Annotated in this window: 12 protein-coding genes; 8 read left to right on the top strand and 4 right to left on the bottom strand. The window is 40.2% G+C overall.

Annotated elements, in window-relative coordinates; translation table 11 throughout:
- Positions 1-302 precede the first annotated feature (302 nt).
- The 3 genes from lpdA to CDG77_RS19105 all read left to right on the top strand — a co-directional run bounded on the left by lpdA (position 303) and on the right by CDG77_RS19105 (position 3,184).
- Positions 303-1,727 carry a dihydrolipoyl dehydrogenase gene (gene lpdA / locus CDG77_RS19115; RefSeq protein WP_094330917.1) on the top strand — a complete coding sequence of 475 codons (1,425 nt, stop codon included), beginning with the start codon at positions 303-305 and terminating at the stop codon, positions 1,725-1,727.
- Positions 1,728-1,817: 90 nt separating this feature from the next.
- The gene (gene trpC / locus CDG77_RS19110) at positions 1,818-2,708 is read left to right on the top strand and encodes an indole-3-glycerol phosphate synthase TrpC (RefSeq protein ID WP_094330916.1); all 891 of its coding nucleotides are present in this window, start codon (positions 1,818-1,820) and stop codon (positions 2,706-2,708) included.
- A 224-nt stretch (positions 2,709-2,932) separates the two neighbouring features.
- Positions 2,933-3,184: a DUF5340 domain-containing protein gene (locus tag CDG77_RS19105; RefSeq protein WP_094330915.1), complete on the top strand. Its 252-nt coding sequence runs from the start codon at positions 2,933-2,935 to the stop codon at positions 3,182-3,184.
- 266 nt (positions 3,185-3,450) lie between these two features.
- On the opposite strand, the gene CDG77_RS19100 is transcribed toward CDG77_RS19105, so the two are convergent.
- Entirely contained in the window at positions 3,451-3,879 is a 429-nt protein-coding gene (locus tag CDG77_RS19100) for a hypothetical protein (RefSeq protein ID WP_094330914.1), read from the bottom strand.
- A 1,091-nt stretch (positions 3,880-4,970) separates the two neighbouring features.
- Between CDG77_RS19100 and CDG77_RS19095 the strand changes: the two genes are divergently transcribed.
- A complete protein-coding gene (locus CDG77_RS19095) occupies positions 4,971-5,618 on the top strand; it encodes a hypothetical protein (RefSeq protein ID WP_094330913.1) in 648 nt (215 codons plus the stop codon).
- Positions 5,619-5,688: 70 nt separating this feature from the next.
- Positions 5,689-7,044 carry a hypothetical protein gene (locus CDG77_RS19090; RefSeq protein ID WP_223269878.1) on the top strand — a complete coding sequence of 452 codons (1,356 nt, stop codon included), beginning with the start codon at positions 5,689-5,691 and terminating at the stop codon, positions 7,042-7,044.
- 334 nt (positions 7,045-7,378) lie between these two features.
- On the opposite strand, the gene CDG77_RS19085 is transcribed toward CDG77_RS19090, so the two are convergent.
- Complete coding sequence (locus CDG77_RS19085; protein WP_094330912.1) at positions 7,379-8,980, bottom strand: peptide ligase PGM1-related protein; 1,602 nt, start codon at positions 8,978-8,980, stop codon at positions 7,379-7,381.
- Positions 8,981-9,709: 729 nt separating this feature from the next.
- On the opposite strand from CDG77_RS19085, the gene CDG77_RS19080 reads away from it, so the two are divergent.
- Both CDG77_RS19080 and CDG77_RS19075 read left to right on the top strand, forming a co-directional pair.
- Positions 9,710-10,573 (top strand): SDR family oxidoreductase, encoded by an 864-nt coding sequence (locus CDG77_RS19080; RefSeq protein WP_094330911.1) that lies wholly within the window; start codon positions 9,710-9,712, stop codon positions 10,571-10,573.
- A 182-nt stretch (positions 10,574-10,755) separates the two neighbouring features.
- Positions 10,756-11,013 carry a hypothetical protein gene (locus CDG77_RS19075; protein ID WP_094330910.1) on the top strand — a complete coding sequence of 86 codons (258 nt, stop codon included), beginning with the start codon at positions 10,756-10,758 and terminating at the stop codon, positions 11,011-11,013.
- A 211-nt stretch (positions 11,014-11,224) separates the two neighbouring features.
- Here CDG77_RS19075 and CDG77_RS39125 read toward each other — a convergent pair whose 3' ends face one another.
- Positions 11,225-11,386, bottom strand: a complete 162-nt coding sequence (locus CDG77_RS39125) for a CBS domain-containing protein (protein WP_442946431.1) — start codon at positions 11,384-11,386, stop codon at positions 11,225-11,227.
- On the bottom strand, positions 11,383-11,580 hold the full coding sequence (locus tag CDG77_RS39120) for a hypothetical protein (protein WP_442946430.1): 198 nt from the start codon (positions 11,578-11,580) through the stop codon (positions 11,383-11,385). Before CDG77_RS39120 ends, CDG77_RS39125 begins: the two co-directional genes overlap by 4 nt.
- Before the next feature lie 1,113 nt (positions 11,581-12,693).
- Here CDG77_RS39120 and CDG77_RS19065 point away from each other — a divergent pair.
- On the top strand, positions 12,694-15,732 hold the full coding sequence (locus tag CDG77_RS19065) for a PA14 domain-containing protein (protein ID WP_094330909.1): 3,039 nt from the start codon (positions 12,694-12,696) through the stop codon (positions 15,730-15,732).
- Positions 15,733-15,769 lie beyond the last annotated feature (37 nt).

The following is a 15,769-nucleotide window of genomic DNA, read 5'->3' as shown; positions in this document are numbered from 1 at the left end:
TATAACAAAAATAAGTATCTAGATTTGACTATAATTACTGAAAACATCCATCTTTTCGCCCGAAGTCAGTGAATCATAATTGAAGTAAGCAACACCCGAACGTTAAATCAGTAAATAGTTATCAGGCAGATGGTAGGGGATTTAAAATCAGTTAGCAGTTTCCAGTATTCACTGATAATTGTATGCTGGGGGCTTAAACCCAGCAACGAAACTGACAACTGATAACTGATAACTGTTAAAGGGGTTGCGCTGATTGTCGGTCAAGTTGAGAATAAATAGGCGAAGCACACGGGGAACCTAAGGTGAGTCAAGGATTTGATTACGATTTAGTCATTATCGGCGCTGGTGTAGGCGGACATGGTGCAGCCTTACACGCCGTAGGTTGTGGTTTGAAAACAGCGATTATTGAAGCTGCTGATATGGGAGGAACCTGTGTTAATCGGGGCTGTATTCCTTCTAAAGCACTGCTGGCGGCATCTGGACGTGTGCGGGAGTTACGCAATGCCCACCACCTCAAATCGCTGGGAATTCAAATTGGTAGCGTAGAATTCGATCGCCAAGCGATCGCTAATCATGCTAATAATCTCGTCTCGAAAATTCAAGGGGACTTAACCAACAGTCTCAAACGTCTAGGAGTCGATATTCTAAGGGGTTGGGGAAAAATCGCTGGCGCACAAAAAGTTGCTGTAACCGGAGACGGTGGCGAAAAAATTATCACAGCCAAAGACATCATCCTTTCTCCTGGTTCAATTCCTTTTGTACCTCCAGGGATTGAAGTAGATGGCAAAACTGTCTTTACCAGCGACCAAGGTGTGAAGTTAGAGTCGCTACCAGACTGGGTGGCGATTATTGGTAGTGGTTACATCGGCTTAGAATTTTCTGATATTTACTCAGCTTTGGGTTGTGAAATCACCTTGATTGAAGCCCTAGATCAGTTAATGCCAGGATTTGACCGCGATATTGCCAAACTTGCCGAACGCGTGCTGATTACTCCCCGCGATATTGAAACCAAAGTGGGAATATACGCCAAAAAAGTTACCCCTGGTTCGCCAGTGGTAATTGAGTTAGCAGATTTCAAAACTAAAGAAGATGTAGATGTCATCGAAGTTGATGCTTGCTTGGTGGCTACAGGACGCATCCCGGCGACCAAAAATCTTGGTTTGGAGTCTGTGGGTATAGAACTCGATCGGCGGAATTTTATCCCAGTTGACGATCGCATGGCAGTACTATCAGCCGGTGAAGTAGTACCAAATGTCTGGGCAATTGGCGATGCGAATGGAAAGATGATGTTAGCACATGCGGCTTCTGCTCAAGGCATCATCGCGGTAGAAAATATAGTTGGGAGGGAAAGAATAGTAGACTATCGCAGCATCCCCGCAGCAGCTTTTACCCACCCAGAAGTCAGCTATGTAGGTTTAACAGAAACCGCAGCGAAGGAATTGGGACAAACTGAAGGTTTTGAAGTCGCCACAAGTCGGAGTTACTTCAAAGGGAATTCCAAAGCGTTGGCAGAAAATGAAGCCGACGGTATTGCCAAAGTGATATATCGCAAAGACACAGGAGAAGTCTTAGGCGTTCACATTTTCGGACTGCACGCCTCAGACTTAATTCATGAAGCGTCAGCTGCGATCGCAAACCGTCAATCCGTCCAAAGCCTCGCACATCTAGTTCATGCCCACCCAACACTCTCTGAAGTCTTAGACGAAGCTTATAAACGAGCCATTTAGTAACTTGTCCTCTGTCATTTGTCCTTTGTCAATAAACAAGGACAAATGACCGATGACAAATGACCTATGACCAATGACAAATGACTAATTATGCAAATCCGCCGTCGTTCACCTAACCCAGCTATTACCGTATCCATATTACGTTATCAGGTAGCCGTGCCAGATGCCGCGCCAAACAACATCTTAGAAGAAATTGTCTGGCAGAAAGAAGTAGAATATGACCTGATGCGGGAAAAAGTTCCTTTGCAAGAATTGCGGAAGCAGGTACTGACTGCGCCGCCAACTCGTGATTTTGTCGCCGCTTTGCGCCAAGGTAAAACTAAACCAGCATTGATTGCCGAAGTTAAAAAAGCTTCACCTAGCAAAGGCGTTTTCCGAGAAGATTTTGACCCAGTCGCGATCGCCCAATCTTATCAGCAAGGTGGTGCTAGTTGTCTTTCAGTGCTAACCGATGTCAAGTTCTTTCAAGGTAGTTTTGACAACTTGGCCAAAATTCGGGCTGCCGTAGATTTGCCCTTACTATGCAAAGAGTTTATCATTTATGCTTATCAGATATACTTAGCACGGATTCAGGGTGCAGATGCTATTTTATTGATTGCAGCTATCCTGAGCGATCAAGATTTGAAATACTTCCTCAAAATTGCTAACAACCTGAAAATGGCAGTCTTGATTGAAGTTCATAGCTTGGCAGAACTTGACCGTGTGCTAGCTTTAGATGGGGTCTACTTAGTCGGAATCAATAATCGCAATTTGGAAGATTTCTCTGTTGATCTGCAAACTACTTGCCAACTTTTAGCTGCAAGAGGTAGCCAATTGCAGGAGAAAAACATCCTTGTTGTCAGTGAGTCAGGACTACACAATCCAGATGATTTGAATTTGGTGCTTACAGCAGGTGCATCTGCCGTACTCATTGGAGAATCTTTGGTAAAACAACCAGATCCCGGCGCTGCTATAGGCCATATCTTGCCGAGGAATTTCTGAAATAAACACCTCCCCTGTACTTCTTAGTGCAGGGCAACTAATGGGGCATACTATGCGTAGACACGCAGTGCTTTACTGTCAAGTATTATAAATTCTTTGCCAAATCTTCATCGCTAATCAAATTAAAGCATAAGCAACTAGTTATTTAGTATGTAACAATTCATTTACAAGAGATAACATTTAACTAATACAAAATTCCAGATATGAAATCAAAATTGAACTTCATGGAGCAAATTCCTCTACCTTCACCTATTCACTACGAACTTATACTTCAACTTTTAGAAAGACAAACTATGTTAGCAGTCAATGATAATCCAGATTTACGACATCAGGTAAATCAACTAATTATCACTCTGCGTAAAGCTGCGGTGCAACAAAAGCGACTAGAAGAAATTTGCGAGTTTACCTCTGTGACTGTCGATCACCGTTGGTCAATTAACCATCAGAAGGATAATAAAGTTGTTGCCCCCGATTGAAACTAATAACTTAATATCTCAACTTTAAATTTTGCATCTTTGTTAAGATAGCTTACTATTATCAGAAGATATCTTTGTGTATTAAAGTCCCAGTACTCAAAAATTCCACCGCACTTGCTTGACTCAAAATGCACAGTTTGGGGTGTGATTTAAAACGTTTAAAATATCCTCTAACACTTGACATTAAGTAGTGGCACAGTGCAGCACTACTTAATAAATAATATAAATAATATAAATAATATAAATCTCTTTTTATCTTTAATACTTTAATATCTGCTACTGGGAAAAAGTAGAATATCTATTAATTCGCCCACGACCAAACCCAATACTGCTAGAACTGTTAATATCCAAAATGAATCTAGTTTGTTGAAGCCAGAAAAGCGCATTTCCAAATCCGCTAAAAGTGTAGTTGCTAAGGGGATGATAAAAAGCCTTAATAATAGCGACCAAGTTGCTACAAAAGCAATTGATATACTTAAAAATAATACAACAGCTAAAGTTTGAGAACCAAATTCAACAAAACGCTCTAACCAAGAAGTACTCTTTCGCACTATAGCTAAAACCATAGCAGCAACAAAAGCTCCCACCAACCAAACAATATGATTAGCAGCAAGATACCATCCCAGAAGAGTGTAAGCTAGCCATAGTAATACTAAAGGCATCAAAGGAATCCTGCTAAAAAATTCCACATTCATACTGCCAAGGCTTGTAAAAATAACAACTTAGTATCTTAATTATAGTCAAAGCTTGTTACCACTGAAATTTTTGAATATATCAACTTTGCTCAGGATATTCCTCTATCTACAGGGCAAATTTAAGTAATACTCTTTCGTTATGACAATATGTAGATTAAGGAATCTGAGTCTAAGACACTGAGAAAATTTATAGCGACAAAAGCTTGTTCAAGTGTAAATTTTATACATAGTCATCTAATTTGACTTAGTTTGATGCGATCGCTTGTAGCTTAAAATTCAGATAATCAAGCTTATCCAGCAATTAGAATACATGTATCTTCAGTGTGTCTGTTAATACTAAGTCATATTTAAGACAAAAGATGAATAGCTCAAGAACAAGAGGACTAGATTTTAAAGTACTAACGATATATAAGTAAATTGACTTTGACTCTCAACTATTTGCTATGAAATTTAATGAAGAGGTAGGACGATTTACAGTGTACAACTTTGACAACTGTCCACAATAGTGTTGCATGTCTCAAGCTCATGGTAATATTATTTTACTGTCAGGAGATATTATTTTATACATTAAATTGTTACCATGCTGAAACAGCTAGTTAGGTGTGCTACCTCCAAAAAACAAAAAATTATTCAACCCAGCAACGAAATCAACAAAAGCACCAATGTACAAAGCATGGAGCTTTTGAAAGTCTGCTTATATAAGATAGCAAAGAGCTAACAAAGCCTTTTTTAGAAATTATTGCAGCCAGCGAAGAAGGCGTAAAAGCCTCTTAATAATGGCAAAAATTTAGGTGACACTAAATATAAAAGTGTTGACATAATGTCAATTGTTTTTTGTATACGTAAAAGTATCAAAAAGCCCAATTTCACTTGTCAACAATATATTGGAGTTTTGTGTTTTATTTAGATATTTATTCTCTTCGCACTTAGTTACCTATATATAAAACCTATGTGATTGGTGAAAACTTAAGTGACCCTCGACCAAATGAGGAAAACACTTAAATTTAACAACCGATCTAGGACTGCTAGATCGATCCTGATTTAGTAACAACTTGATTATTGACAACATAAGTAAAAGTAACAGGAAAACCATGAATATCATTGTTCGTTTGTTTGGTGCGATCGTTCTCCAAGTGTCTGCATTGGCTGCGATGTCTAGCATGGCAATGTCTGATGACAAACCCTTTCGTGTCCCTACCCAAGAGACTCCTATTATTTCTCAACTGAAAACAAGAACAACACACAGGATTTGCTCTTTAGATCCCATTGAGGATTTGTTACCTCCACCACAGAATAAGGCAAATAATTCTTTGCTTTCTTACCTTGCGGAACAGGGTTTTACACAAAATAAAGAGGGTTCTTGGGTCTGTTATGCGAACGATCCTAAAAAAGAAGGGCGTTACTTCACTATGTTTAAGGTTAAACAAGTTGATGGCAGGCTAATCGCAAGTTCTTTTCTAGATGAGGGTAGTCTGATTCAAGGGCAGGAAAATCGGAGCTTGGACTTCTTTATGATGCTGATTGAGCATCATCTGAATGCTAGTAAAGAGAACCGTCAAGGCATACGTCGGTATTTAGAAGCCTTCGTTTCCTTAGTAAAGGAAGGGAAGATCAAACCCACACGTCGTGGGTTTCTTTTCGACCAGCCAAACCGGGCATTGGTCTTATATCACACACTCTCATCAGGGAATCTCAAAGGTACCGGAATCACGATCAACATTTCTTTACCTAAGAGTTGAATTGGGATTGGGGGAGATGAACCAATGCCCCATGCTCAATTAAATTGCTGTAGTTTTCTGGAGGTGCATTTTGCCTAAATCAATTTTTCAAAGAATTGCGGTGTCGAAAGCGGTTCGTTTTGCAACCATCGCATTTTCATCTGTTGCAGTAGTAATCACTACATGTCAGTCTGCTTTTGCACAGCTTAATATTGGCCGCTATGGTATCCAACAAGGACTGGAGTCTGAGTATCTCCAGTACCAAATCAATAACCAGACTTTGAGCCAGATGCGAGTCATTCCTGGATGTGATGTGGGATTTGGCCTGACCTGTAATAAAACTGGAGCGGTAATCCAACGATTAGTAGAGTTAAACGGTGGGAATAGCTATGAAAACCTCTTGATACGAGCAGCCGGTGGGGAGAAAAACTTCCAGAATTTCGCTAGCTTTTACGGTAACAATCCCAATCTCTATTCGGTGCCTTTCGCCTCATTTTGGAGAAACGAATCCCCCGCCATCATGGATAGCTCTCAATACCTTCTTGGACAAGGTATTGGTCGCAATCCAGTAGAGGGACTTGGACTTGTAACCAATCAGTTCTACTGGGCACCATACTCAGGAGTCAATAATCCAGTCAGCCTTCGTAATGGGTTACTAGACTTGAAATTCTCATACGGACGACTGTTGTTTGAAGAGGCCTCAAAAATTGACAACATCAAAGAACAGATTCAATCTCTAGGTCTGTCGCCAGAAATGACGAATTTTTATTTAAATAAACTCTCTACAGGACTAGATGCGTTGAATTCTGGAGATCAGAACCAACTCCAAAAAAGGATTTTTGAACTACTATCCTATCCATACTCCGAAGATGGTGGGGAACTCGGACGACCCAACAACGCAATCCCACAGGAATTTAATCAGATATTAGGAGAAGATGTCCCAGGCGATATATTGCTGAGTGACACTCCACTACCGTTGGACGGAGAAGAAATAGCCCTTGATACTTTCCCTGGGACTGGGGGAGATGTCTTAGTACCAGATAGTTCTGATTCCTTCCCACTCTGGCCAATAATCGGAGCCGGGGGTCTTGCTTTAATCCTGCTTTTATTACTTAATGGCGATAGTTCTTCAGCTCAGGCAGCTGTTTCTTCAGTTCCACCATCTGTTACTCCAGTTCCACCACCTATTACTCCAGTTCCACCACCTATTACTCCAGGAACTACACCTTTGTCTCTCACCAACAAAGGTGAATGCGATTTGACTACCAATGGTAATGGTTCGAATGGCACACAGATAATTGAGATTCCATGCAATGTTACTCCTAAACCTCCTATAGAAGTGAAGAAAGTAGTGGAACCATCAACGATCAAAGCGCTTGTATTGCTAATCGTTCTACTATGCATAGTCCGTTACAAACACAGGACTTTAAAAATCCGTAATCCGTAATCATTAGGACTTATACCAGTTCTGTATGAAGGTGCGCCGAACTATATGAGGAACGAACTGCAAAGGACGCAAAGGGCACAAAGAAAGAAATAAGAAGCAAAGGAAATTTGGCGTAGCTTCACAAAGAAATGAGATTACGTAGAAAAGATCCCCCAACCCCCAGAAGAAAGTAAAGATGTGCTGCGCTAGCTGGAAGTGGAAGGCTAGCTAACACAATAAGGAATGTAAACTTTAATAACCTGCAATTCTGATGGAACGGAGAAGGTGCCGTCCTCTCCTTGCTAACGCACCCTACTTTTACACTTTATTTAATCCACATTCCTAAGCAGATTCCTTAACTATGTTCATCCCAAGCGACGGGAAAAGAATAATCTGAAAACGCCGAGAAATCATGATTTTCGCTGCGGGTTTCTTCATCAAGAACTTTGACAACTTTGTTATAAATGTCTTGTGCTTGTTGTGGAGAATCACCAATACTGGTTAATCCCAACTTGCCAAACTGCGAAAGGCAACCCATAAGATGAAATACTGTGCCTGTTTCTGTACCACTGTCGAAGTGCAGTCTGTGGTGAGCAATGATATCCATCAAATCATTAGGCAATAATCCCTGATAGCGCTCTTTTTGGAGATTATCAGTGGCGATGTAGTATTTAGGACGACCTTGCTGACTATAAAATAAACCTGTGGAAAGGTCATAGCGACCATTCGTTAATAATTTCAGAGTCATGAATGGATGAGTTGTACCGCCTTTACGCAGGTTAATTTCGATCGCCTGAATATCCCACTCTCCGTTACCCTTGTCAACGGCGATAAAATCTACGCCAAATCGCTCTAAAGTGCCTTTCTCTGCTAACTTTCTGCCAACTTGTAGCCCCAATTGCTGTAATTCCAATCGATAGCTTTCATCAGCCGGAAAGCGACAACCAAGATAAATTTGACCGTCTGGGCCTCCAAGAATTTGGTCGTGGGTTGAAAGGATTTCCACTTCGCCGGTGGGTGTAATCCGTCCTTGGACGCTGGGCGATCGCTTAGTTTCCCCTTCCACAAATGCTTCGGTGATTGCCCCTAATTCCGGGATTCTTCCCGAAAAATTATCCCAAGTCTCTTGTTTTGCTTGAAAGCGCATTGTTGAGAAGCGATCGCTAATTGCCTCTACCCTTTGGGCATGAGTCCCTTTACCTGGTGCTAAATTCTCAATTGGTCTAAGATCCAACAATGCATTCCCCTCTCCCGAAATGCCTTCGTTGAGTTTCACCACTACCCGTTTTAATGTCGGTTGTCGTTCCCACAAATCACCGGTAGCTTCTGCCAAATCTGTGTGGTTCCAAATTTTTTCGGTGCCATCTGGATACGGTACTCCGCTTTCAGCGAAGATTTGCCGACTGCCACTTTTTGTCCCCCAAGTTTGTAAATCTGGTGCGGCAGCATACAGTGGTACACCCAATTTTACAGACAATTCGCCTTCCCAGTGCGAAGAATTGTAGCAGATCATAAACGATTTGTCTAGCCTCAAAGATTGATGAATCCGCTCTAGCAAGCGGGGACGTTCTAAAATCTTTTGGCTCAGAGGCTTAAGAGAGGAATCATAAGTAGAAAGTAGCAGCAAGCGATTGCGAGCATGAGAAAAAGGAATTCCTGGCAACAGTTGCAGATAATAATCAATGATACTCGGATGCAAGGGTACTGATGTTACATAAACCAGTCGAGTCCGGGGATTCTGCAATCGAATTAAGGAGAATAGTAATCTTTCTTCATAATGCTCGCAGCCTTCGATCTTTTGGAGTTCGCGCTGGTCGAGACTTAGGGAGGGAATAATTAAAATATCCGCTTCACTATTGTCAAATGACTCGATCGTTTTCCAGCGATCGCTTAAGGTTAATTGTAAGTGGTGAAACTTTTCAACCTGCTCTAAGTCGGAAATATCTAGTATTGCCATAACCCCTACCCTCTAATGATCTCAATGTAGCGCACCACGTAGGCTTTTGGGCTATTAATTTGGGGATTATAGTCAAGTAATTTTACAACTAATTTAGTCTACAAGAATTCAGCTATATAGATATCAGCCTAATTAAATATTAATATTAACTAAAATTTATGCCATAAGAGTAGGTATTTTGCGAGATGGAAGTGAGAAACTATAATCTTTATTTTCATTTAGCAAAAATAGCTCAATTGTTTATCTGATACAAATGATTTATATACTAATTCAGGAACTCTCATTTATTTAATTTATTCTCCGCCTTAAGGTTGAGAAAAATTCAGCTTTTTTACCTCTATGGAGCGATAAATTACAGCCACACAATAGTTAACTTTAAAGCATAAGAGAGCGATAAACCCTTCATCGCATAAGAGTTGTATAGTTTTTCTTTCTTAGTCAGGTGTGAGGATAAATAATCTAAGCCCCATACAATAATTGCCAGCAATAAGTACGTTTGGTAAGCATTCGGGGTATAAATACCTAAAATTGCAAATGGCTAATGGATGAGATCCAAAGCAAAAAATAAACCTTGAGTTGAATTTTCGATCCAAGGTTTACTTTTGAAATAGGAAATGCGGACATAACAAAAGAATTGGGTACAGATTATTCCCGATCACCTGTAACTTCTCCCAAACGCCTAATATCTAATCTAATTACATTCAAAATTAAATTAGTGAGACAAAACCTATGCCTAAATCAAAAGAGAAAAAATCACAACCTGCACAACAACAACAACCACCAGGTGTTGAATCAGAAATGACACCAAAACCGAAAGCAGATGATGCCCAGTATCGGGGTAGTGCCAAGCTACAAGATAAAGTAGCATTAATTACGGGTGCTGATAGTGGTATTGGTCGTGCTGTAGCGATCGCATTTGCTAAAGAAGGTGCAGATGTGGCGATTCTTTACCTAAACGAACACGACGATGCCAAAGAAACAAAACATTTGGTAGAAAAACAAGGCCGCCGTGCAGTAACCATCGCAGGGGATATTGGGGATGAAACTTTTTGTCAGCAAGCTATCCAACAAACAGTTGGTGAGTTTGGCAAACTGGATATTCTCATCAACAACGCCGCCGAACAACATCCGAAAGAAAGTATCGAGGAAATCACCAAAGAACAACTAGAGCGCACTTTCCGTACTAATATATTCTCGATGTTTTTCATGACTAAAGCTGCACTCAAGCATTTACAAGCAGGCAGTTCTATCATCAATACTACATCGGTTACAGCTTATAAAGGTAGCCCACAACTACTAGATTATTCCTCTACAAAAGGTGCGATCGTTGCCTTCACTCGCTCCTTATCACAAAATTTGGTGTCAAAAGGAATTCGCGTTAATGCTGTCGCGCCAGGACCGATTTGGACACCTCTAATTCCTTCAACTTTTCCCAAAGAAAAAGTTGAAACTTTTGGAAAACAAGTACCAATGCAACGAGCCGGACAACCAGAAGAAGTTGCACCTAGCTACGTATATTTAGCCTCTGATGATGCTTCTTATGTCTCTGGACAAGTGTTACATGTCAATGGTGGAGATGTTGTAAATGGATAAGTAAAAAAGTTAAGACTTAGGAATTAGAAATTAAAAGTTATAACTGATATATTATTAATTTATAACTTTTAACTTCTCACTCCTAACTCTACCCTCATGGTCTTCCATTGGAGGGATGAGTCAATTTGAAAATATTGATAATGTATTTAGCAGCAAACATTTAAAAAATAATAACTACGTCTATGGCATCTCCTACACCACTGCAAGGCACAGAACTAGTAGATTGTGCTAGAGCAAATGCCAAGCAAGGAATTGAAACTGCTGCTTATCAATGTGGCTATGGTCAAGACCTCAACAAATTTGCGCGAGAACTCAGACAAGCTTGTGAAGATATGAACTTACAAGTGAAGGAACTAAGTGGATTGATTACCGAGCAGGATTTAATACTGGAATTGGGTACTGGCGAAATTATTGCTCCAAAGACGGAATCAGAATTGTAAAAGTTAGTCATTTGCAGAAAATAAGCCTAGCCAGTAGCGATATTACCTAACATTTCTCTCAATAATTGACCCTGCGTAGACGCAAAGCGGCTTGTCGTCTGAACAATTGTCTTTCAACCCTTTGCCAAGCAATTTCCAGTAAATTTATCTGAAAATAGTCGTTGTCCCTCGACTGCACACCGCCACCAAAGACATAAATATCTTCGGTGGTTTATTTTTGTATAATGTAAATCACATCATTAACAGTAATAATACTTACTAGACGCTGTTCTCTATCTACCACAGATACAGCCAGAAAGTCATATCTTTTGCTTAATCTTGCAACTTCTTCTTGATCTGTATAAGTGTGGATAAATACCATATCACGGGTCATAATTTCGCTAATATTTTACTCAGGTTCGGATGTAGACTAACTCCTGCAACCATATCAATCCCTGTTAAATGCCTTTCCGCATCAGTGATATAAAGATAATAAATTATCTCACTGGGATTAGCTAAATTGTGAATTCGCTCTAGGACTTGAGATACTGTAAAGTTTTCTTTCAACGAAATTAACTCTAGCGTCATGATTCGCCCAACAGTATCAGCTTAATAACCCAATATTAGGGACATAGCTTGGCATTCTGCTGAACTCTGTTGTTTTAACGGATGATTGACGACTTATGACCAGTAATTCATCAAATAACCTAGCTAGTGCTTATCGTAAGTAAGTTGGCGGGAATAAACCAACTTATGTTACGAAAGATAAACAGGCTTAAAACCTTGTTGATGACTAACGATAAAGGATAAATAACAGTTTTCCCTAGTTAGCTTTAATTGCACCGACCTACTTAGCAAATATATAAATTGATAGTCAATATCAAGCATAGATAAATAACACTTTTTCAAATCTTTAAATATTAAAATTTTTCTTTATAGAATTTTCATGTAATTAATAACTATGCAACCAAAAAACATGAGATCATCCAGTGTGTTGGTAATTTTTATTTAAAAATCATCAAAACTTTGATCTTCCTTTAAAAAAGGGTAGAGCAATGTGAATATTTAAACAAAGTTCCACAAAAAAGATAGACATAACACGGTGTTCTAGTGTCAAATGTGTAATTGATTAATCCTAAAAAAATACGTAAAAACAGATATGTCAAATTACACTTTCTATTACTTAAGTATGTATATTCTGTAATTGGGTGTTACTTTGCCTCAACTTTATGCACTAGCACAACGGTGAGATTAGAAGCTCTCAAGAGAGGTAATCTATGATTTTTTAAATTCACCAAACTGAATTTACATACATCAAAAATTCAGAAATTTATTGAGAGAAGACAAAGACTCATAAGGACTAATATGCCCTGAAAGTAGTCTCTAGCTTTTATTGCTCATAAGTGTTTTTCTATATACATGCTTTTAAAGAAGATATAGCAATGTATATAGCTTCATATTATTTTGTTTTCATTGATACAAATAAGCAGTAAAGGAGCATAAATAGAAAGAATTTGTATCAGCAATTGAGTGGAATAGTATTGAAATCAATAAATATATTAATAGGTAAATAATGCTCCGCTTATCAATATGTTTAAGCTAAAATAATTCGGCATTTTTTTGAAACCATTCAACATAAAACTAATCTACAAGCATTGATTGTGGAATTAGTTTTAATACTATTGTGAGGCATATATCTCAATGAATGATTCACAGGTTCTTAATCAACAGTTGTCAGTAGCTGCAAGTCCAACAGTTACTCCATCAGCCCTACAAACCATCGATCCACCACAATCCAATATTGCTCGCGCTAGCGCCAGTGCGCTCTCTCAGGGAAATGGACTTAAAGCAGAGTACTACGATAATATCGACTTCACAAACCTGAAGGTAACTCGCATAGATCCGACAGTAAACTTTCTCTGGGGTGCTGGTTCTCCAGATCCATCTATCGGTGTAGATACCTTCTCAGCCCGTTGGACAGGTCAGGTAGAAGCCAAGTATAGCGAGACTTACAACTTCTACACCACTGCTGATGATGGTGTACGATTGTCAGTGAATGGTCAGCAAATCATTAATAAGTTTGTCGATCAATCTACCACAGAATCTAGTGGCTCGATCGCACTGGTTGCTGGTCAAAAATACGATATTAAACTCGAATACTACGAAAATCAATACAGTGCCGTTTCCCAGTTGGCTTGGTCAAGCAATTCTCAGGCAAAGCAAATCATTCCTCAGTCACAACTGTATAGTAATCTCAACGCACCTGGTAATGGCAACGGACTACAAGCCCAGTATTACGACAACGCCGACTTCACCAACCTGAAGGTAACTCGCACAGATCCGACAGTGAACTTTGCTTGGGGGGCTGGTTCTCCAGATCCATCTATCGGTGTAGATACCTTTTCAGCCCGTTGGACAGGTCAGGTGCAAGCTCAGTATAGCGAGACTTACAATTTTTCTACCAATAGTGATGATGGTGTGCGACTGTGGGTTAATAATCAACTACTCATCAATAAGTTTGTCGATCAATCTACCACAGAAAATAGTGGCTCGATCGCATTAGTTGCAGGTCAGAAGTATGACATTAAACTCGAATACTACGACAATCAATACAGCGCCGTTTCCCAACTGTCTTGGTCAAGCAATTCTCAGACAAAGCAAATCATTCCTCAATCTCAACTGTATTCGCCGGAATCTCCAACCACCATCACATTAGGATCGGCTTCCACGACTGTGAACGAAGGTGCTGGTAATGCCATCATCACCTTACTGAGAACTGGTGATTTAAGCGGCACATCTTCAATCAAGTATGCCACCTTCTCTGGTACTGCCACAGCAGGAGTTGACTACGGAAGTGAAGGCACTGAAAGCGGTGGAACAGTTATTTTTGCACCAGGACAAAGCAGCAGACAGGTAGCTATTCCCATCAATGACGATTCTTTAGCAGAAGCAGATGAAACGTTTAATTTTGTTATTGAGCAGCCAGATGGGGCAGCATTAGGACTCCAAAGAACTCTCCAAATTACGATTCAAGATAACGATCGCTCTGGCATCGATTTCAGTCAGCCAGTAGTTAATGAGGGTGATGGTACTGCTACGGTTACAGCTACACGCGGTAACGCTACCGGAGCCGCTAGTGTGAACTACGTAACTATGGATGGAACTGCGAAAGCGGGATCTGACTACCAGGCTGTATCTGGAACCTTGTCTTTTGCAGCAGGACAAGTCAGCAAGACAATTGTTATCCCCATAATTAATGACAATGTTGGGGAATCAAATGAAGCATTTACTTTGAAGTTTAGTAACGCAGTTGGAGTCCAACTAACTAATCAACAGACAACTATCACTATTCTTGATAATGACTCTGGTAAGTTTGTTATAGATTCGGTAGCTTCTGGTTTGACTCAACCCACAGCTTTTGACTGGACATCTGATGGTAGTACCATGTTCATTGCCCAGAAAGATGGGGTAGTGCGAATAATGAAAAATGGCAGTTTATTAGCAACACCATTTATCGATATTTCTGACGAGGTAAGTGATGTTAACGATCGCGGTTTGTTAAGCATTGCCGTCCACCCAGATTTTGGCAAAAATCCAAATGGTAACAACTACGTTTACCTGTTGTATAGTTACGATCCACCAGAAACCGATCCAAAAAACCCTAAGAACAATCCCAATACCACATTGGACGATCGCGACAAGAGAGCGAATCGAACTGGAAGGCTAACTCGCGTCACAGCCGATCCCAACACTAATTACACTACTGCCATTGCTGGCAGCGAAGTTGTGCTGATAGGCACAAATGGTACTTGGGATAATATCAGCCACCCAGAGGGAGATAGCACAGATATTACACTTGGCTATGCACCATCAGGAATCATCAACAAAGATACTGGTAAGCTGTTTACCAGCTTGCAAGATTATCTCAATAATCTTGATAAAGTCCAAAATATCCAGAATTTTGTCGCCAACGATAGCGCCTCTCACTCAGTTGGGACTGTGAAGTTTGGTACTGATGGTTCTCTGTTTGTTAGCTTCGGAGATGGCACTTCCTACAATGGCATAGATCCGCGAGCAATTCGCGTCCAGGATATCGATAATCTGTCCGGTAAGCTTTTGCATATTGATGCGATTACAGGTAAAGGTTTATCAAGTAATCCTTTCTACAATGGCGATCCCAATAGCAATCGTTCCAAGGTCTATGACTTTGGTCTGCGTAACCCCTTCCGGTTCACAATTGATAAGACCACCAATACCCCCTATATCGGTGATGTTGGCTTCAGTACTTATGAAGAGGTGAATATCGGAAAACCAGGACAAAACTTTGGCTGGCCATTCTATGAAGGTGGTCTTGATGCCAATGGCAATATTGTCAGCCTGAAACAACCAAAATATGCTGTCCTAGATGCGGCGCAAGATTTTTATAATAGTGGCAAAGCAGTTACAGCGCCAGCTTACACCTACAAGCATTATTCTTCCAATTCGATTATTGTGGGTGACTTTTACACAGGTAGTACTTTCCCCTCAATCTATCAAGGATCTTTATTCGTTGGTGATTTCAGTCAAGGAACTATCGATGCTTTGAAATTCGATAGTAACGGCAAAGTTGTCTCAGTTAATCGGTTTGCTACCCTGACAGCAGAACAAGGAGTGCCTACACAACTTACCACTGGACAGGATGGCAATCTGTATTTCGCAAACATCGTCACAGGCGAGATCGATCGCTTCCGACCTGTTTAGAGATTGACATATCAGCGAACAGTTATGTGACTGTTCG

Source organism: Nostoc sp. 'Peltigera membranacea cyanobiont' 213, assembly GCF_002245975.1.
GTDB lineage: Bacteria > Cyanobacteriota > Cyanobacteriia > Cyanobacteriales > Nostocaceae > Nostoc.
This window is presented reverse-complemented; position numbering and strand designations above follow the sequence as displayed.